Source organism: Leptolyngbya sp. FACHB-60, assembly GCF_014695775.1.
Classification (GTDB): domain Bacteria; phylum Cyanobacteriota; class Cyanobacteriia; order Phormidesmidales; family Phormidesmidaceae; genus Nodosilinea.
Genome location: NZ_JACJOX010000026.1, coordinates 134362 through 158011, shown reverse-complemented (window position 1 = coordinate 158011; position 23650 = coordinate 134362). Strand labels below are relative to the sequence as shown.

Here is a 23650-nt window from a genome sequence, read left to right as displayed (position 1 = left end):
GTCATGAATAGTCTAAATCGTCGTGGGTTCGTTAAATATGGTTCTCTAGCTTTAGGTGCGGGTGCCATAGCTGCTTGTACTGGAGGAACTCAAGAAAGCTCTAGCCAAGGCTCCCCTCAGGTAATCGTTAAAAAAGAGAAAGTGGTTGCGTCTTGGCTTCCAATTATGCAGACCACGGCATATTATGTTGCCTTGGAAGAGGGGCTGTTTGAGCAAGCTGGAATTGAAGTTGAGTCTGCCAAATTTGAGAACCCGAACCAGATTATTGACTCCTTAATATCGGGTCGTGCCGATTTCGGTCCTCCTGGTGCTGCTGCTGGGATTACAGTATTAGCTGAGGCTAAAGCACCTGGCACCTTTAGAGTCTTTGGTCTTCAGGGCGGTGGTATTAAGAGTGGATTCACAAATGATGGGTTAATCGTCAAGGCTGATTCTTCCATTCAGTCGCTCAGGGATCTTGAAGGTAAAAAAGTGGGAACTATCCCAGGAGTTCAATGGGAAACTATCCTCAAGCACCTCTTGAAACAGAATGGATTAGAACCAGGTACTAACGTCACTATTGAACAAATGGCCGTAGGATTGCACCTTCCATCTGTTGTCTCAGGGGCTGTAGATGCTACCCTTTCTCTTGAACCTGTTGGTTCGATCGCCGAAGCTACCAAGCAGGCTAAGATCGCGATGATAAACCCAGTTTCAGAGTTTATTTCTGATCCGTTTTACTCTGGGGCAGCGGTTCTAACATCAAAGTTCATTACTGATCGCCCTGAAACAGCAAAAAAGGTAATTCAGATTATTGATGAAGCTACGAAGATGACGAACCAGAACTTTGATAAGTATCGTCCCATTATTTCTAAGTACACTGCACTAGAGCCAGCCCAAGCAGAGTATGTTGCTCAGCCTCGACTAAGAGGATTTAACGATTTAGATGCTGAGGACGTTACTTCCTACCAAAAGTTCATCGACGTGTTCTTTTCTGAAGGTGTGCTTGGTCAGGAAATGAGTGCTCAAAAGATGATGCTTGGTAAAGAAGAACTCGCATAGATATCATAAGGTCATCTAAAAATGGCAAGAAGAAAGTTTAGAGCAGCTGTTGTGCAAACCTTAGCTGCTCTGGGAGATTTGGATTTCAACATCGGGCTTTTGGATAAATACGCTCAGGAAGCAGCCCGGCAGGGTGCTGAGTTGGTTGTATTCCCTGAGTGCATGAATACGGGATACTTGTTCGACTCTCAACAGCATTGTGCTGAGCTAGCTGAGACTATTACCGGAAAATATGTCAAGGCAATGGCCGAACTTTGCTGTAGACATGGCTTATTTATAGCCAGTGGGTTTACGGAAAAAGACGAAGCTACTGGAAAAATCTACAACAGCGGCTTACTACTGGATAAGACAGGCAAGTTAATTCTTCACTACCAGAAACAGTTCTTGGCTACCCATGACCAAAACTGGTTTGAGTGTGGAGTCAAAGGTTCTCCTGTTGTTGACACAGAATTAGGCCGCATTGGTTTGCTCATTTGCTTTGATGGTCGCATACCTGAAATTGCCAGATGCTTGGCATTGCAGGGAGCCGACATCATTTTAGATATGGCAAACTTCTTTGCAATGGACCAGGCAGAGATGTGGGTACCAGCCCGAGCATTTGAGAATGAAGCTTGGATTATTGCAGCTACTAAAGCCGGGGTAGAGCGCAGCATCTACTATCCTGGTGGCAGTATGATCGTGGCCCCCACAGGACAGGTAGCCGCGAAAGTCCCTTACGATACCCATGGTGTTGTATCAGCTGATATCGCTTTCTCAGAAGAATATAAGAACAAGCTAAGCAATCGCCGTCCCGATATCTATCAACGACTGGTGACTCCTTTTGAGGAAACCCCAGTTGCTGCCTTCCTCAAACAGCCACTCATTCCTGAAGAGGAAACGACTAAAGTAGCAGCCGTTCAATGCCATAGGACCGATGAGCCTAGCAGTCTGGATGCTGCTTTTGAGATGGTTAGCCATGCAGCTAAGTTAGGAGTAAAGCTTTTAGCCTTACCGTTACACTTTGGCGCTCCAACGTGGAATCCTAGCCATCAAGAAGCAGAGGATGCGGCCAAGAATACAGAGGTTCATATCAGCCGGGCTGGAGCGATCGCGAGAGATTATGGGTGTGCCATCGTTCTTCCCGTTATTGAGAAAATAGGCGATATTCTTTCTTCTTCAGCGGTTTTGATTGGCCCCAATGGTGGCGTAATCGGCCGATATCGACAAACTCACCTAAGTCCATCTATGCAGGCTTGGGCCAAGGCGGGTGATGAGCTGCCTGTCTTTGAAACTCCATTTGGCCGCATTGGCATCATCTTAGGTGATGATGGTTTTTATCCTGAAAGTACACGAATTCTTGCGCTGAATGGGGCTGATATTATTGTCTGGTGTAGTGCCTGGATCCAGCCCTCGGAGAGGGAATTATTAGCTGTTCCTAAAGCTGAAGATAATCGTGTTTATCTTATTTGTGCCAATAGAACTGATTGTCCGTATCCAGGAGGGTCTTTTGTTATTCCTCCTAACGGCTTTACCAACTGGGATGTAAATATCTCAGCTCCACGAACAACTAGGCATGGAGCGGTTATGCCAACCTACGCTAATTTGGCGCTGTCTCGGCAAAAAAGGATGATTCCTAATGTTGATATGCTACGGAATCGTCTGATTGAAACCTATAGCTCCTTAGTAGACACTCCTGCTAAGTAAGTTTCCACAGCTTCCCTCCAGCTGTCACCTCAGCGGCAACCATCTTGCCTTCTAAAGACTTCAAAATGGCCCTGGTCGATTCCTGATACAGCTCGACCAGGCTAGCATCGCACTCACACTCTGCCCCTCCAACTCACTACAGCAGTTAAATGCTTCAGGCCTATACGCTGGGGTTCATCTAGGTGGGGCGCGAGCAAGTCCCGCTGATTGCGCGGTAGCTTGCGGAAGTAGGTGAGGAAGTCTGCGGCGTTGGCGATCGCACTCAAAGTACCGGAACACATCTCTCTACCTCCCTGAGCGATTCAAATGACGACACATCATTAGGGTCTTTGACAAGGCTCTACGGAAAACGCTCGATTAACTAGATATCTAGGGCGTGTCTACCTATAGCTTCCGGCGATCGCTGCTGACAATAATGCGCTTTAAAAAGGGCTATTCACTGCGGACGCTTTAGAAAAGCATGCAGCATAAGGACATTGGGACTAGCCGGGTACTTGGAGAATGGGCAATAGAAGTTAAATGAAGCGCTGAGGGAATTATGGGGATGAAGTTACAACTTTTTTAGCCACTTTTGCAAGGCAATCTCTAAAAGACTTTCTAAACTAGGTATATTATCTGATTCATAATCACCTGTGATTAATCTTAAGTATACTTTGGCAAAAATAGGTGTGTCAGATTTATGCGATAAACTTCCAACCAAATAATTCCGAGGCCACTTTTCTCTTGGCATCTGGCTCCACTCTTCGCTCAACCTCATTTTTCCTAACCCGTCAGGTACGTGCCCCACATTTGACACTAGGTTTCCATCTGTCCAAATTCGCAAACGCCCAATGGTTGAACCAGTGCGAGAAGTGGGCAAGGGAAGCCATAGGAATAGGACTGGAACTTGATTCTTTGAGTCGAAATAAAACTCAGCACACAGCTTTGTCTTACCTGTCCCATATTGAACACTTTTTCTGCCAACAAACTCTTTAATACGCTCATGAAAGCCTAAAATCCGGCTCCTAACTCGTCTAAAGCCCTCCTGTTTCTGGGGTGTACAAGAGCCTAGCCAACGTTCGAGCACTTCAGGAAGGGCGCTCTCATCGGGCAGTGACGCTTCAGATTTTAGTTCTTGGTAAGGGAGTTGGATCTGACAGGTATCCTGTTTGTCTAAGTGTTCAAGAATTAACTGGAATTCATCTGTCTCCTGCTGGACGACAGCTCTGATGAATTCTATTGGTAGTTTGTTGTATTTTCTATCTATAAAGTTATGGCGATGAAATGTAGGCGCTATCGCTATTAACCGAATGGGTTGACCATAATTAATTTCTTGAGAAAAAGGTTTTTCTTCAAAAAGACCGTCATAGTACCGCGTCAACTGATGAACTACATAGCGGTCTTCTGCATTCTTGAGTTCTATTATTACAAGCTGCCTTTGAGGGGCAATCGCTAAAATATCACAGATTTCACCTCTGATAATATATTGCCGTTGAAGAGGCGTTAGTCCTAACACCTCCTCCAAATGATTCCAGATGAAATTTTCCAGAGCTAATTCGCTAGAAAATTCCCAGCCTCCGGCAATTCGTCTTAACGTGACCCCAATGAAATCTGATTGCATATTAAAGCTGAAATCAAAATCTAGCCAAATTACGAGACTCTGCTATTTCCTCTACTAATCCAGTTACAGCCAAAGCCAAACTTTTTGAGAAAGCTTCCGCTGCAACAGTAGCAAACCGTAAAGCCACATCCTCGCGTAAGACTTCAATGAGCGGCTTTGAATCCCCATAGCTCAGGTAAGTTTTCTCTAGGTGAGGAGTGGCCACCGCCAACCGCTCAGCCGTTGGTAGCCGATCGCGCTTCTTGTGAGAGTTAAAGTCGGGGTCAGATGGCACCAAGTTCCACAGCTCATTGGTTGGGTAGACCGCTATTGGCAGGATGTGGTCGAGGTCGTAGTTGATGCCCTGGGCAATACGCTTCTCAGTCCAAGGGCAGGTAAAGGCGGTGCCTTCCATGAGCAGGATGTCGATTTGGTTACGCTCCCAGGTCAGCGGGCGGCGGTTGTCAGGGCGAGAGGTCAGTAGACCATAGATGTAGCCCCTATCGTGGTCACTTACTCTGCCACTGAACAAACACCACTCATGAATACAGAGAGCTTCGACCCAGAGCGACATCTGGCGGAACGTGGCCCAGAGGTCGAGGGGAATCACCAAGCATCGATTGCGTACCTTTGTTCCTGGCACAGCCGCAGTTCGGTTGGCCACCTGGTTATAGGCTTGGGGCTTCTCAAAGATGCTCCACTCACCAGGGCCAGCATAGCGGATCGGCATCTCAATGGTTTTGGCGATCGCAGTAATAGCAGTTTGGTAAGCGTCAATTAGCGGCTGTGGGTAGCGCTGGTGGTTGCGGGATGAGCGCAATTCGTTGATGAGGAAAAAGCCATCGGCGGGATTCTTCAGCCCCCCAATGCTTAGTTCCCACTGCCTTCTGAGTTCTGTTAGCGCTGGTCTAAAAGCCATGTCGTTGATAGTTTGCCCCTGACGCTGTGCTCTCTGCCCCTGGTAGATAAGGTCGTCAGGATCTACAAAAGGCCAGTAGTAGGCGATCCAGAACTCAGCCAACAGCTTGAGGGGAACGGCAACATCGCTTTGATAGCTTCTTAGGTCAGGGTAGGTTAGCACTACGTCATTGATAGCCCGCAGCAGCGCGATCTTGTAGCTCGTTACTTTCGTGTCGTGCTTGAGAATGGTGCTGATGACTTTATCGGAGGCTAGCACTGGCTTACTGCGCTGTTATTTCATAGCCAATCTGCTTGGCTATATCGAGGAAAGGGACAATGTTGCCGATGCCCCATTGGTTGCAGACTGCAACGGTTTGATTATCCCCTGTCCGTAAAATCTGGCTCTCATCCAGGAAGTAGCGCTTTTGGCCCTTCTCTAAGGCTTTCTCAATGGGAGCTACCACCCCAAAGGAATTGTGAAGGAAGTCAGGAAAAACCTGCCTCAGCTCATCCAAAGTTGCTTGGGGGTGCTCCTGATGGTACTGGGTGACTACGGCCAGCACCAAGTTGCGCTTGTTGTACACCTGACCCAAGAACTCATATTGAGTGTTATCTCGACTAGATCGGGCAGCAGCTCTTTGCGCCTCTGCCTGCTCCCGAATTCTGACCTGGTATTCCTCCGCCTCCGGCAGGGGGATAATTTGCTCAATGTCTAGCAGCAAGTCGTTTCCGAGTTTATAAGGCTGAAGGCGAACACAGCGAATGTCCAGGTCGCGCTTATTCAGCCACATGACGGCTGTAGTCAACTCTTTTGAAAAATTGGCAGAAGCCAGCACAATTCTGACATCCGTAGGGAACTGCTCCTCCTGCGGATCGCTCCACCCCAGAAAGCCCAAGATTTCCGCTTCAGCATCTTTCTCAATGCCGCGCTTATCGAGGTACTGCTGGTGAATCTCGATGGCTCGTTTGAAGGTCAGTGTAGAAACCATCGCGGCGTAACGCAAGGACTGTAGCTCCATATGAGCCCCAGTTTCATCACGCTTGAGTTCAATTACAACCAGGTTGGCCTGCTTATCGATACCCAGTAGGTCGATCCGCCGTGCTCCCTCAGTCCAGCCTGAAAACTCCTCAGACAGCACCATCGTATCGGGCGAAATAACGTTGATGTTGTCTCTGAGTGCAGCTTGCAAATCAGTACGCTCCTGAATACCTTCCGCTTCAAACTGAGTGCTATTGACTGCTGCAATTTGTTTGTCTTTGAGAGTGAAAAGCGGCATGATTCTGTGGTTAAGGTTATCTGGAAATTTAAGTAAATCAGGGTTTAGCGCCGATTGAACTCAACCTGGCCTACATAGGCGAACTCTCCATACTGCTCATCACCGCTGAACAAGCTAACTTCATAAGCCCCAGGGCCAGGAAGGGAGCAGGTTATCTGGGGGCCTTGGGTGGCACTCTCTAGACAATGCTCAGCTTGGGTAGAGCCTTTGAGAGAGTAGCTAGGTAGCAACCAGCGTTGGTTAGGATTCTGAAGCTGAATCACCGCAGTTTGATGGGTATCTGATTGCGATCGCATAGGGGCCACCAGCTGCATTCCCTCCGCAAAGAACCGAGCTCTCATCATAGGTTGGCGCAGAAACTCACCTCGGGAAATGGGCTGTGACCTGAGCTGGAAGTTTTCATCATCGGGAAAGTGGCTAATGCCCATTACCTCCGGAGGCGGGAATAGATAGTCGGTTTTGTAGGCTTTCTTAAAACCCGACGCTCGATCTACAGAGCCACTGTCCCAGGTGGTGTCAATTAAATACCACTGCCCCTTGATCTTGGCCGCATTCCAGGCGTGGCTTTGGCCTTCTAGATCACTAGTCGAGCTGCGGGAGTCACCAACTACGTAGACAATCTCTTCCCCAATCGCCTGCCCCAGAGCTTCGAGCAGCTTGGCGTAACCCGCGCAGACAGCTACCCGGCGCTGAAAGACCGTCTCAGCATCCTGGGGAGGGTAGTTACCGGCAAAGTAGTTGGGTGCATCGTAGGCGATGCGATCTGCCACATAGTCATGGAGTGCCTTGACCCGCAGCATCGGGTCTTTTTCCTGGCTGGCGATGTACTGAGCAACAGAAGCAATGCTGGTTTCTGCGCTAGGAGGCATATTGACTACGGCAGGATGCAGCCCAACCTCGGTCCAGGGCCACCCTTTGCTCTGTCCAGCCTGTCCTGTTGGTTGGGGCTGGGGTGCTGGTTGGGGCTTTACTTGAGTCGTATCGGCATATTGGTCAAAAGGGTTGTTGTGGAATCTTAGGTACAGTCCCTCTAGTCCCCTAGACAAGGTGAACAATCCTGTTCGGGCCAGCTCCACCTGTGGCCCTTGCATACCATCGAGGAACCAATCACCACGGGTAGACAGGGCCAGGAATGAGGTTTGAGGCCGCAGGGCAAGCAGCAGGAAAAGAAAGGCCAGGTTGAGTACCAGCGTCTTCAAGACAATGCGATCGCCCCAGGTGAGAATGCCTAGTTCTTTGCGTCGCTTGCGGCCTCCCATGTCCCACAGAATGGGCACCAGGGGGAATAGCAGGATACCTGAAAAGACCGTCAGTAATTTGGGGCCGTTGATGTAGGCCACTACCGACGAGGCTAACCAGACACCCAGCACTGGAGAGAGGAAGACTGCCAGGTAGAACAGCGTTCTGGTAATGAGGACAGGCAACTTCAGGAATAAAAACCGCATGACAGCTCAGAGAAACGGCTAGAGCGTACTTCTACTTTAGGTTTCCCGATTTTCTGGCTATTTTATAGGACTGTCTTGTTTGGGAGCTAGATTGTGCTTAAATCCATAAAACACTTCTATGGGACTATCCTGCGAGGAGTGCAAAAATGTCTTAGTTGATACAACTCTTCCTTATCCCCCCCTCTAGGATTGGTTGTCATAACAACTGACTTAAAGCCCCGCTTAACTAAACTTCTAGAAATGCTTTTGGGTGACGTTTTTTAGACCCAATTTTTAGAAGAATAGTGTGCTTTAGGTTAGATATCATGGCGTTTAAATTAATCACTTCCTGAAACTCATGAGCCTTAATGCTTCACCAATTCCTGTAAGTGTCATTACTGGATATTTAGGATCCGGAAAGACAACCTTGCTTAATCGTATGCTCACTGAGGAGCATGGGAAAAGAATTGCTGTCATAGTCAATGAATTTGGAGAGGTGGGAATTGACAGTCAGCTAGTAATTGACGCTGACGAAGAAATTTTGGAGATGAATAATGGCTGTATTTGCTGCACTGTGCGAGGGGATTTAGTTCGCATCTTTGATAGCCTTCTAGAGAAACAGGATAAGTTTGACCACTTGGTGATTGAGACAACCGGTTTAGCCGATCCAGCACCCGTCATTCAATCCTTTTTTGCAGACGAAACGATGAGGACTAAAACTCAATTAGATGCGGTCATTACAGTTGTTGACTCAAAACACATTTGGGAGCACTGGGAAAGTGACGAAGCCCAGGAACAAATTGCTTTTGCAGATGTGATACTGCTCAACAAAACTGACTTAGTATCTCCAGAAATTGTAGATGAGCTTGAGCAGCGAGTTCGGGGAATGGCAGCTTTCGCCAAGGTCTACAGAACTCAAGACAGTGATATCTCAATGAACTCTGTTCTTGGCATTAAAGCATTTGACCTGAAACAAGCCCTGCATATAGATCCAGACTTTCTAAACGAAGACGCTCATGAGCATGATGAGTCTGTTTTCTCTGTTTCTATCGTTGAAGAAGGAAGCGTAGACGGTGATAAGTTCAATCGCTGGATTTATCAGCTTCTACAAGATAGAGGAACAGACATTTTCCGTATGAAAGGAATTTTGGATATTGATTCGGAAGATAGGCGTTTCGTCTTCCAGGGAGTTCACATGCTCTTAGACGGTAGACCTGGAAAGATTTGGAAAGATGATGAGTTGCGTAGAAATGAACTTGTCTTTATTGGTCGTAATTTGTCTGAGATGGAGCTTAAAGAAGGATTTCAGGCTTGTCTCGCATAACGAGTATTGCCGAGAAATAGGTCAATAAACTAAGGAAAAGTCGTCCCATGAAGAAATTAGACGCATACAGTGTCAGCATTGGCGCTTTAGGAGCCGTGGATACTTATCTTACAGCAACAGTAATTCTTGTACCAGTGTGGGTCACGTTTATTGCCTGGGCATCATTTTTTATTTTGGGAGGAAAGGCGTCTGGCCTTAAACAAAGCATTGCGTCTAACTTGACAGGCATTGTGATTGCCTCGCTCACTTTACTTACGATCACCGCTTTGGGTGCAAATCCGTTTATTGCCGCTGTTTGTGTTGGATTGGGCAGTGCTGCTATGGTTCAGGCATCTAAAGTTCCTTTACTAACCGCAATCCCTGCAATTGTTTGGGGATTTGCTTCAACAGTGGGCACTACTGTTGCTACAGGAGTTCCTATTACTACGGTGGGGCTGACCAATCCAGGCTTAGTAGCGGCAGTAGCAATGATTTTAGGTGGGCTCTTTGGCTATCTCTCTGAGATTTGGGGTGATGCCATGACCACAAGCGAAGTTACCGCTGTAAGGAATCAAACCCGCGCCTAAGCCTTTGACCTAATAGCTCGGATTTATTCAATGTGCTTTCGTTAGGACGAATGAAATGAAGCTACAACATTACATCGGTGGAATTGAAGGACTTGAGCCTTCTAGCTTTGAGAAGAAAGTCTTCGTTCAACCATGGGAAGAACGTATTTTTGGCATTCACGTTGCCATGATGGGGCTGAGTAACCATTTAGAGGCTGTTGAGACCGTCCCAACTAAGTTCAGCAGCTTTTGGACTTGGGGCCATCTCCGCCAAGGTGCAGAGGGGATGAACCCATTCGACTACTTTAAGTACCGATACTATGAAAAGTGGTTAGGTGGTATTTCTGGATTTTTTGTCGAATCGGGTTATGTAACAGAGGAAGAGCTAAGTACAAAAACAGCAGCTTACCTAGAAAACCTAGACGCACCATTGCCGAGTGGTGGTGAGCCAGCTATTGATGAACAAATAATTGAATACCTTAGGGTTGGAGACTCACCTGCTTGTGATGTGGAGGCTCAACCTAGGTTTAAGGTTGGTGACACCGTTACTGTTAGAAATCCACCCCCCGTTGATCACTGTAAGTTACCTGGGTATCTGCGAACCAAGAAAGGTGTTGTTGATGAGGTCTATGAGGGAACCTACAATTACTACTTCCCAACAGGTGATGGAGTAGGTGACCCTATGCCTATCTACAACGTGGTATTTAATTCCCACGACATCTGGGAGGACATTACTGAGCCTAATACCAAAATTTATGTTCAGATTTTTGAAGGTTATTTGGAAGATCCAGAATAGTTCACGGATGTTTTACTAAGTATTCTTGGAAAATTAGGTATGACTGAGAACGTTGATCGCGAAACCTATAGTGCTGCTCGCGTTAAAGCCCTAGAGTCTTTGTTAATCGAAAAAGGAGTTATCACTAGCGAAACTGTCGATAAAGTGATTGACTTCTTCGAGAAGGATATGGGGCCATTTAATGGTGCCAGAATTGTTGCTAAAGCCTGGATTGATCCAGCATTCAAAGAACGTCTGCTAGCAGATACTCCTTCAGCAATTGCTGAGATGAGTTTTCCCCGTGGTATGGCTGGAGCGGAAGGCGAGAATATGGCCGCTGTTGCCAACACCCCTGACGTCCATAACTTGATTGTTTGCACAATGTGCTCCTGTTACCCTTGGCCAGTGTTGGGTCTACCGCCTTACTGGTTTAAAGATCCTACCTTTCGAGCCAGGGCCATCCGTGAACCTCGAAAAGTGCTCAAAGAGTTTGGTCTAGATGTCTCTGAATCGGTTGAAGTTAAGGTCTGGGACACCAGTGCTCAGATTCGATGGTTTGTTCTGCCAGAACGCCCTGAAGGAACGGAAGGGTGGACAGAGGAGCAACTAGCGGCCATTGTTACTCCTGAATCTATGCAAGGGGCAGCCAGGGTAGTACTGCCAGCTTAATCATCGGCAACGTTTAAGAATCGCTGAGTAGCCATGCAGATTAAATTTGAACAGTTCGCAGCCGCTAGTATGCTGGGTAGCGCTGATTCTCCCCCACGCGATAATGGGGAGATCCTATTTCAAAGACCATGGGAAGGCCGTGCCTTTGGAATGGCAATTGCTTTGTCTAAAAAAGGACATTATGAGTGGGAAGACTTTCGGCAAGGGCTAATTTTCTCTATTGCTGAATGGGAAGCAACCCACTGTAAAGATGACCCAGATTGGGATTATTATCTTCGTTGGCTTGCATCTCTAGAGAGTTTAGTGCTTGAGTCTTCCCTTGTCAGCGAAGAGGAGTTAGAAGAACGAACCCGTCAGATGCTGGTTGAGGCTAATGAAACCTCGACTTAATCTGAGTTAGCTTTCCCGTCTAGTATCTTTAGCCTAGCTTTTTTCTATTTTCTAAATGCTTTCAACTCTCCTAGAGAGTTGTTTGTCATTCTCGGCATCTCGTTTGCAGCCAATTTAATTGTGAGGGACACAAAAGTGGCATCAAAGATTAGTGGCATAAGACATTGGACTGGCTTGGATATTAGCAGCGTCGTAAAGATTGTTATAGTCATCTCCGCCCTTCTAGGGATAGCTTTCCCCGCCTATGCCCATCACCCATCTGGAGGCGCAATATCGGCTACCTTTATGGAGGGATTTTTATCAGGGCTTGGTCACCCGATCATTGGGTTTGATCATCTGGTTTTTGTCATATCTGTGGGATTGCTAGCGTCAACTGTTGCCAGAGGTTTTTGGGTTCCTGTTGTGTTTCTCTCAACAGCTCTTGTCGGAACAGGGCTTCACTTAATGCTGGTGGATATGCCTATGGTTGAAATAATTATTTCAGCTTCAGTGCTTGTCTCTGGCATCTTATTAGCAAAGTTAGAGAAGCCTAACACGGCCATCATTGCCGTCCTAGCAGGTGTGGCAGGATTATTTCATGGTTATGCTTATGGAGAAGCTATCATTGGCGCTACAGCAGTTCCTCTTGCAGCTTATCTAACTGGGTTTACTTTGATTCAGGCAACTATTTCTTTAATTGCCTTCAAGGTGGCTACAAAAGCTATGAAGTCTAGCGTTAGCTACCCCGACTTTCTGCGTTTGGCCGGATACATTGCTGTAGGGACTGGAGTGGCATTGATGACTGCTAGCTTTTAAGTCACTCACTCGATGAATTCTCAGCAAAGGCTAGAAGTGTAATCTTCTAGCCTTTGCTTCTTTAGAGCAGTTGAAATTAATGCTTTTGACTTTATCTGAGGCGATAAGTGTCACTGGTTTTTCCTAGCCTTTACCAGCCAAACCCCTCTCTCCTGCTGGTGGCCACCCACCTCAGCTGTAACTGGCATGGACTCTGGATATCTGCTGTGGGCGATTTTAACGTCTTGGGGTTGGCTTACTTCAGCACTCCAGCCATAGCCCTTTAGAAGCTGCTGGGGCTCGTCGCAGCCAAATTGCCAGTGGCGTACCACTCTCCCACGGTCGGTGTTCTTAGCGCTCTGGGCTGCCAGTATAGAACCGCTTTTTACCGCATCCATGCCCAGAACACTACCAGGGCAGCTCAACGCTGCAACAGTCCTGAGTAAGGAGTGGGCTGAAGGTTCTGGCAGGTACATCACAACGCCTTCGAGGATCCAGATAGTTGGAATCTCTTGCCTCAAACCTGCCTCTAGTAGTCGAGCGATCCAACCTGTCTGAAAATTTTCCAAGTCACCTGCAATCATGTGGTGGTGACAATTCGGCTTAATGTTCCCTAGGGCATTGGCCTTGTAGTCTAGAACCCCTGGCATATCGACTTCATAAAGCCTGGTAGCGGATGACCAGGGCAACCGATAGGCTCGGGTATCGAGTCCTGAGCCCAGGATGACGACTTGAGATTCAGACAACTGGGGCAGAGTGGCCAGCAGCAGGTCATCCAAGAACCGAGTACGAGTGGCGATGTAGCGGGTGCGCTTGGCAATGACCTCCTCTAGCGATCGCCCCTGCCTTTCGGCCACCTTCCGCCATTTAAATAGAAGATGTTCAACCTCATTGCCCGCTAGAGCCGCAGCGTAAGGGTCATTGAATAGTGGAATTGGGAGGGACTGCTCAATGGCCCGCTTAGCCGCCACAATCTGGGCGGTGTAGGAGATGGGATCGACGGATATAGACGACACAGGAGAAGAGTTTTTAGCAGGTATTTACAGTTTGGCTGAGTCCTGTCCTGTTGTCTCATAGGACAGTCTTGAACTGTAGGTCAATTTTGCTCAAATTTCACTGCATATCCTTACTGCTCCCAAGAGAGCCAAAATAAATTTACTACCACAATTGATATTCCTAGAATGACTCCAATCGCCATAACCAGTTGGGGTGCTTGCAGCAGAACAAGCACTGCTGCAAGAATTATGAGAGCAAGAGAGGTTTTGTCCATTGCTACAACGTAGTGTAGAAATCGGCGGAAAGGTATGCGTGATAACCCATAAGCTGATAGTGCAGTTCGTTAACTTTGCGTCAGCTTGAGAATTTTGCTGAGGACTTTACCTGAGGCGATGAGGGTCACCTACCCTCGCAACCGATACCGTCTTTATCACCATCAAAGTTGTGGGGATCTGGAGACAGAACGGTGAAATTTCGATGGGTGATGTCCTTGCAGTCCAAGTCGGGTGGCGGCGGGGCAATGCATACACCCGGATAAGCCGAATCGCAACTGCTTTGAGCGCCTAGAGGCAAGGGTGCAGCCAGTAAGCCAACAGCTGAAAGGGTCAATAGGATTAAACGAAAAGCCATAGGACTAGCCAGATAAGACAGGACAGGACAGGACACAGGTAATACACCTAGAATGCCCACATCTCCTTAGGTTGAGCCTTTTAGGTCAAGTCCTGTCCTATAGGACTGTCTCATAGGATAGTCTTGTTGATTTGCTACTTACTCCTTGCCAAACCTTCACAGTCAGAATCTCGCCCCAGCGAGCCATGTAGCGCTGGGGCGAGATTTTGACCGCATCGCCCAGGTGGGCTTCAAGCTCATCGCGCCAAACTTGACGGCATCAAGGCTGAGCTTGCGGTTGAGACTGTCCAAGGTACCAATTGCTATCTTTCCTATTGGTGCATTGCTTCGCGTTGGCGGAGCCTTAGCGTTATGCACCCTACGATGATCGACACGCTTACTACTTTATTTAAATGCACGTTCCTTAGTAGAAAAAAGGAAATTGTAACGCGCATCTTGCCCTACCTGCGAGACTTCCAGCCCATACGGATTCTCACGATTCACGTAGGTTGGATATAGGATGAGGCAATTGTGAGTAGGCAGAATCTATGTCAAGTTACAGGGTTAGTTGGAGATTTGGTTTGCTGTGGTGGCTAGTGAGCACGATCGCTAGCTTTGTTGGTGGGGTTGTGGCGCTATACATTAGCTGGTTTACTGTCGGTCAACTGGGCTTAGCGATCGAAGGCACCAATGAGGGCCCGGTGGGTTCTGTTGTCTTTTTAGCCCTGATGTCGCTGCTTCTCACGCCAGCGCTTGGGGCTGCTCAGGGCTGGCTGCTAAAGCACTACTTGCCGATCGCCCACTGGTTTGGCGCGATATTGGCAGGTGGGGCAATTGCGGCTGCTATTACTAGCGGAGTCGGATTATCGGGTGGTGATAGCCTAGACATCGCATTGCCCGCAATTTGGGCAGGAACCGCGATCGCCCAGTGGTTTCTGCTGCGGCGGTTTTCGTCCAAGTCGATTGCTTGGCCGATTCCCGGAGTAGCGCAGATTCCGCTTGCTCTGAATCAGCCCAACCTGGTGAATTTTAACTCGCCGTTTGGCATATTGGCCTACAGCGTTGTGACTGCAATTTTGATTGTTTGGATCCTGCGGGGTAGTTCACGTCCGGTTGAACTACGTCCGGTTGAACGTTGAACTGAGACAGGAAGATCGCTTCGACTAGTACCGGGCAGCGGGATTGTGGATCAGGTGTTGGCTGGGAGCTAAGCCTTGCTCAATATTCCTTAAATGAAAGATTTTCTTGAGTGTAATTAAATGTATTTTGGAGGATACCTCAAAAGATGGTAGGTCAAATCATTGCAGCAGGCGGTGGTGGATTTTCTGCAATTACAAACGATCTGGCTTTAGAACGGTACATTCTGGGTCAAAGCAAGAATTCCCAATTGCCAAAGGTTTGTCTTTTGGCAACCGCAACCGGGGACTCAGATTCCTATATTGAGAAATTTTATAGGGCATTTAATAGTTTGAACTGCCGCCCTATTCACGTACCACTTTTCAAGCAAACACCTGATTTAGAATCCACTCTTTTAGCGCAGGATGTTATCTATATAGGTGGGGGAAATACTAAAAGTATGCTTGCAGTCTGGAGAGAATGGGGGGTGCCAGATATCCTCCGTCAGGCATGGTCAAGCGGAATTATTTTGTCAGGCAGTAGTGCTGGAGCTATTTGTTGGTTTCAGCAAGGAATCACTGATTCATGGGCTAATAGATTAGAAGTCATGGAGTGTCTTGGATGGTTTCCGGGCAGTTGCTGTCCCCATTACAATGCAGAACCCGAACGTCAGCCAACTTATCATCGTTTTTTGAAAACTGGTGAAGTAAAACCGGGCTATGGCATTCCCGAGTGGAGTGCTTTACATTTCAGGGGAGATCAAGTTTTTAAGGCTATTTCTTCTCGTGCTGATACAACGGTTTATCAAGTCACTGTAGAGAATGGGCTGATTAAGGAAATCCCCTTGAAAATGGAAAGGATTTCTTAAGTCACTCAACTAATGACAATAGGCGAATGTGCTCTAGCAATATTTAACTAGAGGATGTTTGAAAAGTCAGGTGGCAGTAAACTTTTCTCTCATTTAGAATTAATTCGCGTTCCTAGACTAATATTTTATTTCTATGAGATTAAATAGAGGCAAGTTTTGAAATGTTTGATGCTAAATCAGAGCTTCCCCCAGATTTAGGTGGATTTGCTCAATCAAAACCTGAGTTTGCCTATCCAGAACCAGATCTTAGTTCGTTGCACCTATTGGGCAACATGGACAACATTGGGAGAATCAAGCGTCAGTTGCATGTATTCTGGCCTGAGTTCAGTTGGGAGACTATAAAAGGAGATCCTGATTCTAGGTGTTTTCAGAGGTTTGCCCATGATATCTCCAGTATTGGTTATGACAATAGAGGAAGAATCTGGTCGATTGTATGCCCTCAACAAGGCGCTTGCATCGATAATATATGCTGCTTTAATGTAGAGATTACCGTTACCGGACAAAGGGGCTGGGTTGACGAGCCAAATAGGGAAATCGCTGCTGACATGTCAGTGATGGGTAAAGTTTGGTTCAGTCAAAGTTCGCACGAAAAATGGTGGGTTAAAGAAGCACGAGACCTTTTTCAAAGAAACGATCTTCCCTTTCCCTTTAGCAAAGAATATGCCATCAATATATCTACACACAAAGTTGGAGAACCCTGTGAACCTATCTTCCCAATTAGGCGTGGTTTAAGCGAGCGATTTAAAGTGCCTACTTTTTCTGATCATGAAAAAGACGGAGCATTTTCGTTTGGTCATATAGATGTAGAAATTGGCGACATCGTCCCAACAGATCATCCTACTGTCAACGATTTCAATGCAAAAATCATAGAGCTGTTCAATCTTGCTACTGGAAACATGCTGCTCTCTGGCAATATATTGACTTGGAATCTCTGGTTCCATCCACCTGAGGGCGTTGATACGGAGCAGTGGAAGACTCATGCACTAAGGTGGAGGGAGTCTATTGATTCAGGTACCGATCACGCTCATGACTCAGCCCCAGTTCTGTATGCTGATGGCTCCCCATTTGAGATTAAGCGCAGCTTTCAAGACTTACTAAAGGAGACTCGTGATGCGAATGCGATCGCATATGATTTGTTGCGCCCAAATAGATGAGATAGGATCGCAATATATTTGCGACAGGTAACGATCGCCACTAGGGTATATTCCTGCCGGATGGCAGGGATGCCCAGGGTGACCTGCCGATGAGCACGAATCATATACACCGTGGCGTAGCAAAAAAGGACGTGGTTCCCGCTTTGGCTTGAGAGTGATAGACATATGGTGCTTCCGCTCTCTCAAAGTCTGTCTGACCCCATGCTATCCGGTACTGGTTTGCTCTTAGGCCAAATACCGCTCTGCTGACCAGTCAGGCGGGTTAGGAATGGTGTGGTAGCCCTGGTCAGCGACTCTTCGATACCACACCAGCTCTGACACATGGAAGTCTACATAGCTGGGCACCATCAACCCTTTGGACACGGAAAGGGGTTCGATGAAGAGCTGACCCTCATCGTCATAGAGATGCAGCCTGACGTTCCTCGGTAGCTTGTGGCGAGTGTGGCTGAGAATTTCGACTACGACACCATAGCCATAGCGGGCCTGGTAGGGGTCTTTGAGCTTTACCAGATCGCCACGGGAGAGTTCTTGAGAGTTAGCCTTACTCATTGACCTTCTCCACTTTCCAGGCCGACTGTGCCCCGTTCTTCCCAACCCTGGTGAAGCGAAAGCCGTAGCGCTCGAAGGTTGCCCCAGAGAGAGATGAGAGACCAAGGATTTCAGCTAGTTTGCTGGTGCTGGGCCGCCAGTCGTTGTCAGCAATCGCCTGAAGCTGCTCAAAGCGAGAAAGCGGGTTCGGCGGTGCCGGTGGCGAAGCTGGGGGCTGTTGGTGGGCGATCGCAGCCACTAAAGCCTGAAGCATTTCTAGCTGTCCTACAGTTTCGCGAGACTGTTCTAAGGTTGGGGGCTTCTTGTTTACTGCCTATCGCGCTTATGCGGGCACTCTAGGAAAAATGCCTGGGGTGCAAAATGAAGGACGTTCAACCGATTACACCAACTACGGTTCGGCCTTTGCGGGTATTAGGGGCGATCGCAGCTGGGGCCGTCCTGATCATGGTTGGGACTGTCCTTCTTGTTGAAGGCATTGACCGTTACCAGCTCTGGCAGGCCGATGGCATTTGGTGCGCGACGCTGGAACCAGACGGTACGATCACTAAGTCTTTTGGTGCAAAGAACTGCGAATTTTAATGGCTAAGCTCGACTGCTGCGATCTCTGCAAATACTATGCTCACAGCTCCTACATAGTTTGTGTAGAGCATCCCGAGGGAGTGGAAGTAGATAGCTGTTCAGACTTTAGGTTGGCCACTAGGGCGATCGCTGTTCCTGATGACCCGTTGGCTTGGTACGGAGAGGAATGGCAGCCGGAGGGGGCTAGCTACTACGATGGTGAGCTAATTTTAGACCCAGTGCAGCGGCTGACTTTGGAGCAACGGTTGGAGATGTTGGATGTTCACCCGCTGTTTACGTCCCGATGCCCCAACTGTGAGATGCCGGTGTCCAAAGCGGCTGAGGGCCAGATTCATTGGGACTGTGGGCATTGTGGTTGGGCGGATGATTCGGTGTAGGTAGAATCATCAATGCTCAGCGCAACGGTTGTACAAAACGAACCGTTGGTTATCTCACTTCATAGGCTATAAGCACATACGCTCTGTGCCAGTGGCGCTGAAAAATGGACTAGGTTCGGCCTGGGCTGGCTTGTGCCAGTTGTCTCAAAGCCTGATTTTACCGTTCTATCTATAAGTCGCAGCTGAAGCTCTCGATTGGCTTGGGTGCTTTGTGTAGAGAGGGTTTCTGTAGAAGATACAGCCGCAGCATCGTTGCGGCGCGGGGCAGCTAAACCAGGACTCAAAGTTATTTCACTGGGTGTTTCCCTTTGCAACCGACTCATGGTTCTGCCACAGGCGTTGTACTGAACGTAGGACCGCTCCGTCCGGTAAGAATAATGTTTCAGTCGAATCGCATCTCGCACTTGGTCAAGCAAGCGACTTGGTGGAGTTGAACCATCTATGAGTAATTCTGTACTAGCCACGAGGGAATCTTAAGTTGTCTTTCCCCCAATCTCCAGGGATTTATACTGAAATTTTCCGTCTAAGCTCCCATATTCGGCATTTAGGCTGAAATTTTTCCACATAAGATCCCTGTGGGGGTGTTTAGGCAGACAGATTTCCACCTAAGATCCCGCATGGGGGTATTAGGGAGAAATTTTCCCTCTAATTACGAGTTGTGCTGCTTTGTTGAGAGGTGGTGACAGTATTTGGAAGCTATTTGTGGGGCAACCGAGATCAAGTTCTTGCTGAACTATTTGAAATTGTTAGCTAAAGAGTAAAAATTATGAAGAGCATTTGCGTCTACTGTGGCTCCAATTTTGGTGAACGAGGCAGCTACCTTGAGGCTGCACAAAGTCTAGGTGCGGAAATGGCAGAGCACGGAATTACCCTCGTTTATGGTGGGGGCAATGTAGGTTTGATGGGAGCGGTTGCTGATTCTGTGCTTGCTGCTGGTGGAAAAGTGATTGGAGTAATACCCCAAGCCCTGGTAGACAAGGAAGTTGCTCACACTGGATTGAGCGATCTTCGAGTTGTTAGCTCAATGCACGAGCGTAAATCGCTGATGGCTGATCTTTCAGATGGTTTTATTGCACTTCCAGGTGGATTAGGAACACTAGAAGAGTTTTGCGAAGTTGCTACTTGGACTCAACTTGGATTTCATAAAAAAGCTTGTGGTCTCTTGAATATTAATAATTTTTATAATAGTTTTTTATCTTTTCTCGACCATGCGACGAAAGAGAAGTTTATCCGCCCTGAACATAGGAGTATTATTTTAGCGGCAGAAAACCCGGTGGAATTAATTGAAAAGTTAAGTCAATTTGAAGTTCCTACAGTACATAAATGGATTGACCGAAACCAACAGTAGTATAGCTATTGCCATCCGCACAACAACCGCAATGCACCGGAACTTTGGAGTGCGCTGGGTTCTAGCAAAATTCATCTGAGTCCGATGATTGCGAACGTTCTACTGCTTTATTCGTGGGCGGTGCCAAAAGATTGAAGCTCGTAGTTGGCATCTAGAATTTTGTATTTGTAAAGAGGTCAGTGAAGTCAAAAGTGCCAATAAGGTGTCCATCGTGGATGTTCAAGTCTTACCAGCTCCAGTTACAGATAAGCCAATCATCCAGCAAATGATGGAGCTTTATCAGTATGATTTCTCAGAGTTTGAGAACACGGACCTGAACGAGCACGGATACTTTGGCTATCAATATCTGGATTACTATTGGGTTGAATCCGATCGCCATCCGTATCTAGTGCAAGTAAATGGTAAACTTGCTGGTTTTGTGTTGGTGAATCAATACACCTACCTTCCAGGTAGCCAATACTCAGTGGCGGAATTCTTCATCTTACGAAAGTACCGTAAGCAGGGAATTGGTCGCCAGGTCGCATTTCACGTCTTTGATTTGTTTTGTGGTCGTTGGGAGATCCATCAAGTTTATACGAACAGTGTTGCCCAACAGTTCTGGCGAGGTATTATCGGAACTTACACAGAAAACAACTATACCGAGACGGTAATGAAGAATAAGGATTGGAGGGGCATCGTTCAATGTTTTGATAACACGGCTAAGTTTAAGACTTGAGTAAACTGTTGTTAGCAATCACAGTAGAACAAATCTGTTGGAGCGGATAACAAAGATTAATTGGTATTGTTGCAGAGGTGATCGATAGCCGCTCAACAGACCCGTTATGCCGCAAACTAATTAGTAGCAAGGATAACCTTGAATGCAGCAGTATGAATCTCTAAATTTTGCTATGGCAATTACGGAAAATTTGGCTCTGCTTACTCTAAGTATTACCGCAATCTCATTACTTACAGGGATTTTCTATCAAGCAGTGAGTGAAGACTTGGATCGACGCAGACATCCTCCACAGGGTGAACTTGTTGATATTGGGGGATTTCGTCTACATCTCAGCTGTATTGGGCAGGGTACACCTACGGTTGTTATGGATGCTGGTGCTGGTGCTCCCTCAATTACATGGGGCTTGGTTCCATCTGGAATTGCTAAATTTACTCGAGTTTGCACTTATGATCGAGCGGGGTTGGGTTGGAGTGATGCAAATCCCAGGAGTTCCTGCACCAGTCAAAAGAGCGTTGATGAATTACATTCACTTTTGAATAAGGCTGGAATTAATCCTCCCTACATTTTAGTTGGCCACTCTTTAGGTGGAGTCAATATGCGGCTGTATGCAAGTCAATATCCAAAAGATGTGGTCGGTTTAGTATTAGTCGATTCTTCCCATGAAAATCAGATGACATCCGAAATGTGGAGGCGCATAAAAATGCAGTCTTGGTTTTATCAGGTTTTGAGGGTTTTCAGTCAAATTGGAGTGCTCCGATTAATCGGGGAGATGAATCTGTTGCCAATTCTTGAAGACATTAAGCAAGAAATTCAAAAATATCCCTTGGCAGTACAAACCTTATTTGATACTTATAAATCCTTCTGTTACCGCCCCGACTATTGGGCAGCTGCATCCAGTGAATTTGCCAATATAAAAAAGAGCTTTGAGGAAATTCAGTCAGTTACATCATTGGGCAGCCTGCCTTTGATTGTGTTGAGCCAAGGTTCTAAGGATTCAAAGATGAGTGATGAAAGATTCCAGAAATTAGCATCACTTCAGTTAGACTTGACCAAACTATCGTCAAATAGCCAACATATCATTGCAGAAAATAGAGGACATCTTGTGCAGCTGGATCAACCTGAGTTGGTTATTAGTGCAGTCCAACAGTTGATTGAGAGCGTCTAAAGCTATGAGTCTTCAATTTACGTACGGCATAACAAAACTAGTGCAGCGGACGATATCAAGCCTTTGGGGTATTGCAGTAAACTTTAGTCGCCGCCGCTGACCAGGAAAGTTAGACAGCAAGAGCCTTTTGGGACTATAAGCTATTAAAAATTCATATGAGTACAAACACTCGAACCGAGTACGTTACCGCTTTGATTGATTTACACCGTGGACGAGACCGTAAAGGGCCAGGTGACTCTGATTTCTCGCGAAATATTTTGAGCAATCTTTCGACTTTACCGCTCAAGCCGCGAATTGCCGATTTAGGATGCGGAAGTGGTGCTAGTGCATTGCTGCTTGCACAACACTACCAAAGCACGGTCATGGCAGTTAATTCTTCTTCGGTTTTTATTGACGAATTGGCAGGGCGTGCAAAACAGCTTGGTCTTGAGTATTTAATCATTCCGATTCAAGGTGATATGGCTCAACTTGATTGGTCAGCGGGTTCAGTTGACCTGCTTTGGTCTGAGGGAGCGATTTATCATATTGGGTTTGAGCAGGGTCTCAAACTCTGGCGACCGCTTCTTGCTAACAGCGGCATTGCCGTGATATCTGAGATGAGTTGGTTTATTGATAACGCGCCAGAGCCTTTGATCGCGTATTGGCAAAATGCCTATCCGATGATGGGGACTGAGGCTGAGAATATCGCTCGGGCAAATCGGTCTGGCTTTAGCATACTCTCTACGCATCGGCTGCCGAGTCAGGCTTGGTGGGTCAATTATTATGAACCGCTTCGTGAGCGAATGCAGCGGATCGAAAGCACCCCAATTACTCAATCAGTTATTCGTGAAACTGAAGAAGAGATGCGACTGTTTGAAAAATTCAGCGACTCTTATGGTTATACGTTCTATGTTCTGCAAGCAGCTTAGAAAAAAGCGTCTAACAATTCAAATACAGGCGGACGGTTGAAAGCCTCTGGTGCTGAGTTCGAGATTGTCTGCCACCGCTGATTTGAGTCGTTAGAACGCATGAACCCAGCTGAGATGTATAGCCCCATACGCGATGGAATCGATCGATCGGTTCATTTCGTAAAGTACTCAGAAGCGAAGCCCTGCGGCAGCCTCGCTGAACTGGTTCACTGCTATTGGGAACTCAGGACGGTCGCCAACCTGCCGGAGGATTTCCGATACCACGCGGTACCCGATGGGTGCGTGAATATTCTGTTCAACCAGACGGATACGACCATCGCGGGAGTAACCGCGCTTCGCACCAAGGCCGAAGTCTTGAACCTCGGCACGTCATTTCACTACGTAGGAGTTCAGTTCTATCCGGGGGTATGGCAGGGTAGAAGCGAGGAGATCTTCGATCGGTACGTGGGGACGCCCTATTCGGGAGCTCTGCCGCTGGTAGAGGTGAGCAGAAAGATCGCGGAAGTGGGTTTCGACGAGAAGTTAGCAGCGCTTTCGGAACTGGTGCAGTGGCTTCTCCGAGAGAAGTTGATCGCGACCAACATTGTGACCGCGAAGATCCTCTCGAATCTCGATCGGATCCGCAGCGTGGCGGATATGGCAAGACTGACGGAACTGTCGCCTCGTCAGCTTCAGCGCACGTTGAAACGAACGACGGGCCTGGCGCCGCACGATCTTCTCAAGGTCCTGCGTGTGCAGCAGTCATTCAGAAAGCACTATCTAGACCTGTACTCGGACCAGTCGCATTACATCCATTCGTTTCGCAAGGTCACGGGTCACACACCCAAAAAGTACGCGGCCAAATTCGATGTCTGATTTATACAATACGAGCAGCAGCGTGCTGGC

Annotated in this window: 27 protein-coding genes and 1 pseudogene; 18 read left to right on the top strand and 10 right to left on the bottom strand. The window is 47.4% G+C overall.

Translation table 11 applies throughout. The features are described 5' to 3' along the window. Nucleotides 1-3: 3 nt before the first annotated feature. Together H6F57_RS10685 and H6F57_RS10680 are read left to right on the top strand one after the other, a co-directional pair. Nucleotides 4-1041, top strand: a complete 1038-nt coding sequence (locus H6F57_RS10685) for an ABC transporter substrate-binding protein (protein ID WP_199289911.1) — start codon at nucleotides 4-6, stop codon at nucleotides 1039-1041. Between the two features lie 51 nt (nucleotides 1042-1092). Further along, on the top strand, nucleotides 1093-2724 hold the full coding sequence (locus tag H6F57_RS10680; RefSeq protein WP_199289910.1) for a carbon-nitrogen hydrolase family protein: 1632 nt from the start codon (nucleotides 1093-1095) through the stop codon (nucleotides 2722-2724). A gap of 113 nt (nucleotides 2725-2837) precedes the next feature. On the opposite strand, the gene H6F57_RS10675 is transcribed toward H6F57_RS10680, so the two are convergent. The 5 genes from H6F57_RS10675 to H6F57_RS10655 all read right to left on the bottom strand — a co-directional run bounded on the left by H6F57_RS10675 (nucleotide 2838) and on the right by H6F57_RS10655 (nucleotide 7925). Further along, nucleotides 2838-3005: a hypothetical protein gene (locus tag H6F57_RS10675; protein WP_190630092.1), complete on the bottom strand. Its 168-nt coding sequence runs from the start codon at nucleotides 3003-3005 to the stop codon at nucleotides 2838-2840. Nucleotides 3006-3274: 269 nt separating this feature from the next. Then, on the bottom strand, nucleotides 3275-4324 hold the full coding sequence (locus H6F57_RS10670) for an endonuclease NucS domain-containing protein (protein ID WP_190630090.1): 1050 nt from the start codon (nucleotides 4322-4324) through the stop codon (nucleotides 3275-3277). 13 nt (nucleotides 4325-4337) lie between these two features. Beyond that, nucleotides 4338-5480, bottom strand: coding sequence for an HNH endonuclease domain-containing protein (locus H6F57_RS28345; protein WP_190630088.1), 1143 nt, complete (start codon nucleotides 5478-5480; stop codon nucleotides 4338-4340). 4 nt (nucleotides 5481-5484) lie between these two features. Further along, nucleotides 5485-6480 carry a hypothetical protein gene (locus tag H6F57_RS10660; RefSeq protein ID WP_190630086.1) on the bottom strand — a complete coding sequence of 332 codons (996 nt, stop codon included), beginning with the start codon at nucleotides 6478-6480 and terminating at the stop codon, nucleotides 5485-5487. A 44-nt stretch (nucleotides 6481-6524) separates the two neighbouring features. After that, nucleotides 6525-7925 carry a transglutaminase domain-containing protein gene (locus H6F57_RS10655; RefSeq protein ID WP_190630084.1) on the bottom strand — a complete coding sequence of 467 codons (1401 nt, stop codon included), beginning with the start codon at nucleotides 7923-7925 and terminating at the stop codon, nucleotides 6525-6527. A gap of 337 nt (nucleotides 7926-8262) precedes the next feature. On the opposite strand from H6F57_RS10655, the gene H6F57_RS10650 reads away from it, so the two are divergent. From H6F57_RS10650 to H6F57_RS10625, 6 genes are all read left to right on the top strand, one after another. Continuing rightward, entirely contained in the window at nucleotides 8263-9228 is a 966-nt protein-coding gene (locus H6F57_RS10650) for a GTP-binding protein (RefSeq protein WP_190630082.1), read from the top strand. A gap of 47 nt (nucleotides 9229-9275) precedes the next feature. After that, nucleotides 9276-9794, top strand: coding sequence for a DUF1097 domain-containing protein (locus H6F57_RS10645; RefSeq protein WP_190630080.1), 519 nt, complete (start codon nucleotides 9276-9278; stop codon nucleotides 9792-9794). A gap of 55 nt (nucleotides 9795-9849) precedes the next feature. Continuing rightward, entirely contained in the window at nucleotides 9850-10569 is a 720-nt protein-coding gene (gene nthB, locus H6F57_RS10640; RefSeq protein ID WP_190630078.1) for a nitrile hydratase subunit beta, read from the top strand. Nucleotides 10570-10608: 39 nt separating this feature from the next. After that, nucleotides 10609-11217 carry a nitrile hydratase subunit alpha gene (nthA, locus tag H6F57_RS10635; RefSeq protein WP_190630076.1) on the top strand — a complete coding sequence of 203 codons (609 nt, stop codon included), beginning with the start codon at nucleotides 10609-10611 and terminating at the stop codon, nucleotides 11215-11217. A 33-nt stretch (nucleotides 11218-11250) separates the two neighbouring features. Continuing rightward, complete coding sequence (locus H6F57_RS10630) at nucleotides 11251-11607, top strand: nitrile hydratase accessory protein (RefSeq protein WP_190630074.1); 357 nt, start codon at nucleotides 11251-11253, stop codon at nucleotides 11605-11607. 78 nt (nucleotides 11608-11685) lie between these two features. After that, nucleotides 11686-12402 carry a HupE/UreJ family protein gene (locus H6F57_RS10625; protein WP_190630072.1) on the top strand — a complete coding sequence of 239 codons (717 nt, stop codon included), beginning with the start codon at nucleotides 11686-11688 and terminating at the stop codon, nucleotides 12400-12402. A 110-nt stretch (nucleotides 12403-12512) separates the two neighbouring features. On the opposite strand, the gene H6F57_RS10620 is transcribed toward H6F57_RS10625, so the two are convergent. Both H6F57_RS10620 and H6F57_RS10615 read right to left on the bottom strand, forming a co-directional pair. Then, a complete protein-coding gene (locus tag H6F57_RS10620) occupies nucleotides 12513-13397 on the bottom strand; it encodes an SAM-dependent methyltransferase (RefSeq protein ID WP_190630070.1) in 885 nt (294 codons plus the stop codon). A 772-nt stretch (nucleotides 13398-14169) separates the two neighbouring features. Then, entirely contained in the window at nucleotides 14170-14364 is a 195-nt protein-coding gene (locus tag H6F57_RS10615) for a DUF4113 domain-containing protein (protein WP_347279966.1), read from the bottom strand. A 203-nt stretch (nucleotides 14365-14567) separates the two neighbouring features. Here H6F57_RS10615 and H6F57_RS10610 point away from each other — a divergent pair, with 203 nt between their 5' ends. From H6F57_RS10610 to H6F57_RS10600, 3 genes are all read left to right on the top strand, one after another. Continuing rightward, complete coding sequence (locus tag H6F57_RS10610) at nucleotides 14568-15125, top strand: hypothetical protein (RefSeq protein ID WP_190630068.1); 558 nt, start codon at nucleotides 14568-14570, stop codon at nucleotides 15123-15125. Between the two features lie 146 nt (nucleotides 15126-15271). Beyond that, nucleotides 15272-15970, top strand: a complete 699-nt coding sequence (locus tag H6F57_RS10605; RefSeq protein ID WP_190630066.1) for a peptidase E — start codon at nucleotides 15272-15274, stop codon at nucleotides 15968-15970. A gap of 161 nt (nucleotides 15971-16131) precedes the next feature. Further along, nucleotides 16132-17124 (top strand): hypothetical protein, encoded by a 993-nt coding sequence (locus H6F57_RS10600; protein ID WP_190630064.1) that lies wholly within the window; start codon nucleotides 16132-16134, stop codon nucleotides 17122-17124. A gap of 225 nt (nucleotides 17125-17349) precedes the next feature. Here H6F57_RS10600 and H6F57_RS10595 read toward each other — a convergent pair whose 3' ends face one another. Together H6F57_RS10595 and H6F57_RS10590 are read right to left on the bottom strand one after the other, a co-directional pair. After that, entirely contained in the window at nucleotides 17350-17673 is a 324-nt protein-coding gene (locus H6F57_RS10595) for a hypothetical protein (RefSeq protein ID WP_190630062.1), read from the bottom strand. Then, nucleotides 17666-17926: a hypothetical protein gene (locus H6F57_RS10590; RefSeq protein WP_190630060.1), complete on the bottom strand. Its 261-nt coding sequence runs from the start codon at nucleotides 17924-17926 to the stop codon at nucleotides 17666-17668. Before H6F57_RS10590 ends, H6F57_RS10595 begins: the two co-directional genes overlap by 8 nt. A gap of 107 nt (nucleotides 17927-18033) precedes the next feature. On the opposite strand from H6F57_RS10590, the gene H6F57_RS10585 reads away from it, so the two are divergent. Continuing rightward, nucleotides 18034-18252 (top strand): hypothetical protein, encoded by a 219-nt coding sequence (locus tag H6F57_RS10585; protein ID WP_190630058.1) that lies wholly within the window; start codon nucleotides 18034-18036, stop codon nucleotides 18250-18252. Next, nucleotides 18252-18629 (top strand): hypothetical protein, encoded by a 378-nt coding sequence (locus H6F57_RS10580; RefSeq protein WP_190630056.1) that lies wholly within the window; start codon nucleotides 18252-18254, stop codon nucleotides 18627-18629. Before H6F57_RS10585 ends, H6F57_RS10580 begins: the two co-directional genes overlap by 1 nt. A 341-nt stretch (nucleotides 18630-18970) precedes the next feature. Here the strand turns inward: H6F57_RS10580 and H6F57_RS28340 are convergent. Continuing rightward, a pseudogene (locus tag H6F57_RS28340) lies at nucleotides 18971-19072 on the bottom strand (integron integrase); the annotation flags it as partial. A 323-nt stretch (nucleotides 19073-19395) separates the two neighbouring features. Between H6F57_RS28340 and H6F57_RS10575 the strand changes: the two are divergent. From H6F57_RS10575 to H6F57_RS10555, 5 genes are all read left to right on the top strand, one after another. After that, nucleotides 19396-19977 (top strand): TIGR00730 family Rossman fold protein, encoded by a 582-nt coding sequence (locus H6F57_RS10575; RefSeq protein WP_190630054.1) that lies wholly within the window; start codon nucleotides 19396-19398, stop codon nucleotides 19975-19977. Nucleotides 19978-20188: 211 nt separating this feature from the next. Then, nucleotides 20189-20692 (top strand): GNAT family N-acetyltransferase, encoded by a 504-nt coding sequence (locus H6F57_RS10570; RefSeq protein WP_199289908.1) that lies wholly within the window; start codon nucleotides 20189-20191, stop codon nucleotides 20690-20692. A 142-nt stretch (nucleotides 20693-20834) separates the two neighbouring features. Continuing rightward, nucleotides 20835-21857, top strand: coding sequence for an alpha/beta hydrolase (locus H6F57_RS10565; RefSeq protein ID WP_199289907.1), 1023 nt, complete (start codon nucleotides 20835-20837; stop codon nucleotides 21855-21857). Between the two features lie 155 nt (nucleotides 21858-22012). Further along, nucleotides 22013-22765, top strand: a complete 753-nt coding sequence (locus H6F57_RS10560) for a class I SAM-dependent methyltransferase (protein ID WP_190630051.1) — start codon at nucleotides 22013-22015, stop codon at nucleotides 22763-22765. Between the two features lie 99 nt (nucleotides 22766-22864). Next, nucleotides 22865-23620 carry an AraC family transcriptional regulator gene (locus H6F57_RS10555; RefSeq protein WP_199289906.1) on the top strand — a complete coding sequence of 252 codons (756 nt, stop codon included), beginning with the start codon at nucleotides 22865-22867 and terminating at the stop codon, nucleotides 23618-23620. Nucleotides 23621-23650: the final 30 nt, after the last annotated feature.

What these genes read in the sequence shown, in the direction of transcription:
- H6F57_RS10645 (WP_190630080.1), top strand. Translation starts at nt 9,276, where the DNA reads ATGAAGAAATTAGACGCATACAGTGTCAGCATTGGCGCTTTAGGAGCC.
- H6F57_RS10575 (WP_190630054.1), top strand. Translation starts at nt 19,396, where the DNA reads ATGAAGAGCATTTGCGTCTACTGTGGCTCCAATTTTGGTGAACGAGGC.
- H6F57_RS10560 (WP_190630051.1), top strand. Translation starts at nt 22,013, where the DNA reads ATGAGTACAAACACTCGAACCGAGTACGTTACCGCTTTGATTGATTTA.
- H6F57_RS10685 (WP_199289911.1), top strand. Translation starts at nt 4, where the DNA reads ATGAATAGTCTAAATCGTCGTGGGTTCGTTAAATATGGTTCTCTAGCT.
- H6F57_RS10585 (WP_190630058.1), top strand. Translation starts at nt 18,034, where the DNA reads ATGAAGGACGTTCAACCGATTACACCAACTACGGTTCGGCCTTTGCGG.
- H6F57_RS10650 (WP_190630082.1), top strand. Translation starts at nt 8,263, where the DNA reads ATGAGCCTTAATGCTTCACCAATTCCTGTAAGTGTCATTACTGGATAT.
- H6F57_RS10630 (WP_190630074.1), top strand. Translation starts at nt 11,251, where the DNA reads ATGCAGATTAAATTTGAACAGTTCGCAGCCGCTAGTATGCTGGGTAGC.
- H6F57_RS10595 (WP_190630062.1), bottom strand. Translation starts at nt 17,673, where the DNA reads ATGAGTAAGGCTAACTCTCAAGAACTCTCCCGTGGCGATCTGGTAAAG.
- H6F57_RS10660 (WP_190630086.1), bottom strand. Translation starts at nt 6,480, where the DNA reads ATGCCGCTTTTCACTCTCAAAGACAAACAAATTGCAGCAGTCAATAGC.
- H6F57_RS10565 (WP_199289907.1), top strand. Translation starts at nt 20,835, where the DNA reads ATGCAGCAGTATGAATCTCTAAATTTTGCTATGGCAATTACGGAAAAT.
- nthB (WP_190630078.1), top strand. Translation starts at nt 9,850, where the DNA reads ATGAAGCTACAACATTACATCGGTGGAATTGAAGGACTTGAGCCTTCT.
- H6F57_RS10605 (WP_190630066.1), top strand. Translation starts at nt 15,272, where the DNA reads ATGGTAGGTCAAATCATTGCAGCAGGCGGTGGTGGATTTTCTGCAATT.
- H6F57_RS10580 (WP_190630056.1), top strand. Translation starts at nt 18,252, where the DNA reads ATGGCTAAGCTCGACTGCTGCGATCTCTGCAAATACTATGCTCACAGC.
- H6F57_RS10675 (WP_190630092.1), bottom strand. Translation starts at nt 3,005, where the DNA reads ATGTGTTCCGGTACTTTGAGTGCGATCGCCAACGCCGCAGACTTCCTC.
- H6F57_RS10600 (WP_190630064.1), top strand. Translation starts at nt 16,132, where the DNA reads ATGTTTGATGCTAAATCAGAGCTTCCCCCAGATTTAGGTGGATTTGCT.
- H6F57_RS10655 (WP_190630084.1), bottom strand. Translation starts at nt 7,925, where the DNA reads ATGCGGTTTTTATTCCTGAAGTTGCCTGTCCTCATTACCAGAACGCTG.
- nthA (WP_190630076.1), top strand. Translation starts at nt 10,609, where the DNA reads ATGACTGAGAACGTTGATCGCGAAACCTATAGTGCTGCTCGCGTTAAA.
- H6F57_RS10590 (WP_190630060.1), bottom strand. Translation starts at nt 17,926, where the DNA reads ATGCTTCAGGCTTTAGTGGCTGCGATCGCCCACCAACAGCCCCCAGCT.
- H6F57_RS10555 (WP_199289906.1), top strand. Translation starts at nt 22,865, where the DNA reads ATGAACCCAGCTGAGATGTATAGCCCCATACGCGATGGAATCGATCGA.
- H6F57_RS10670 (WP_190630090.1), bottom strand. Translation starts at nt 4,324, where the DNA reads ATGCAATCAGATTTCATTGGGGTCACGTTAAGACGAATTGCCGGAGGC.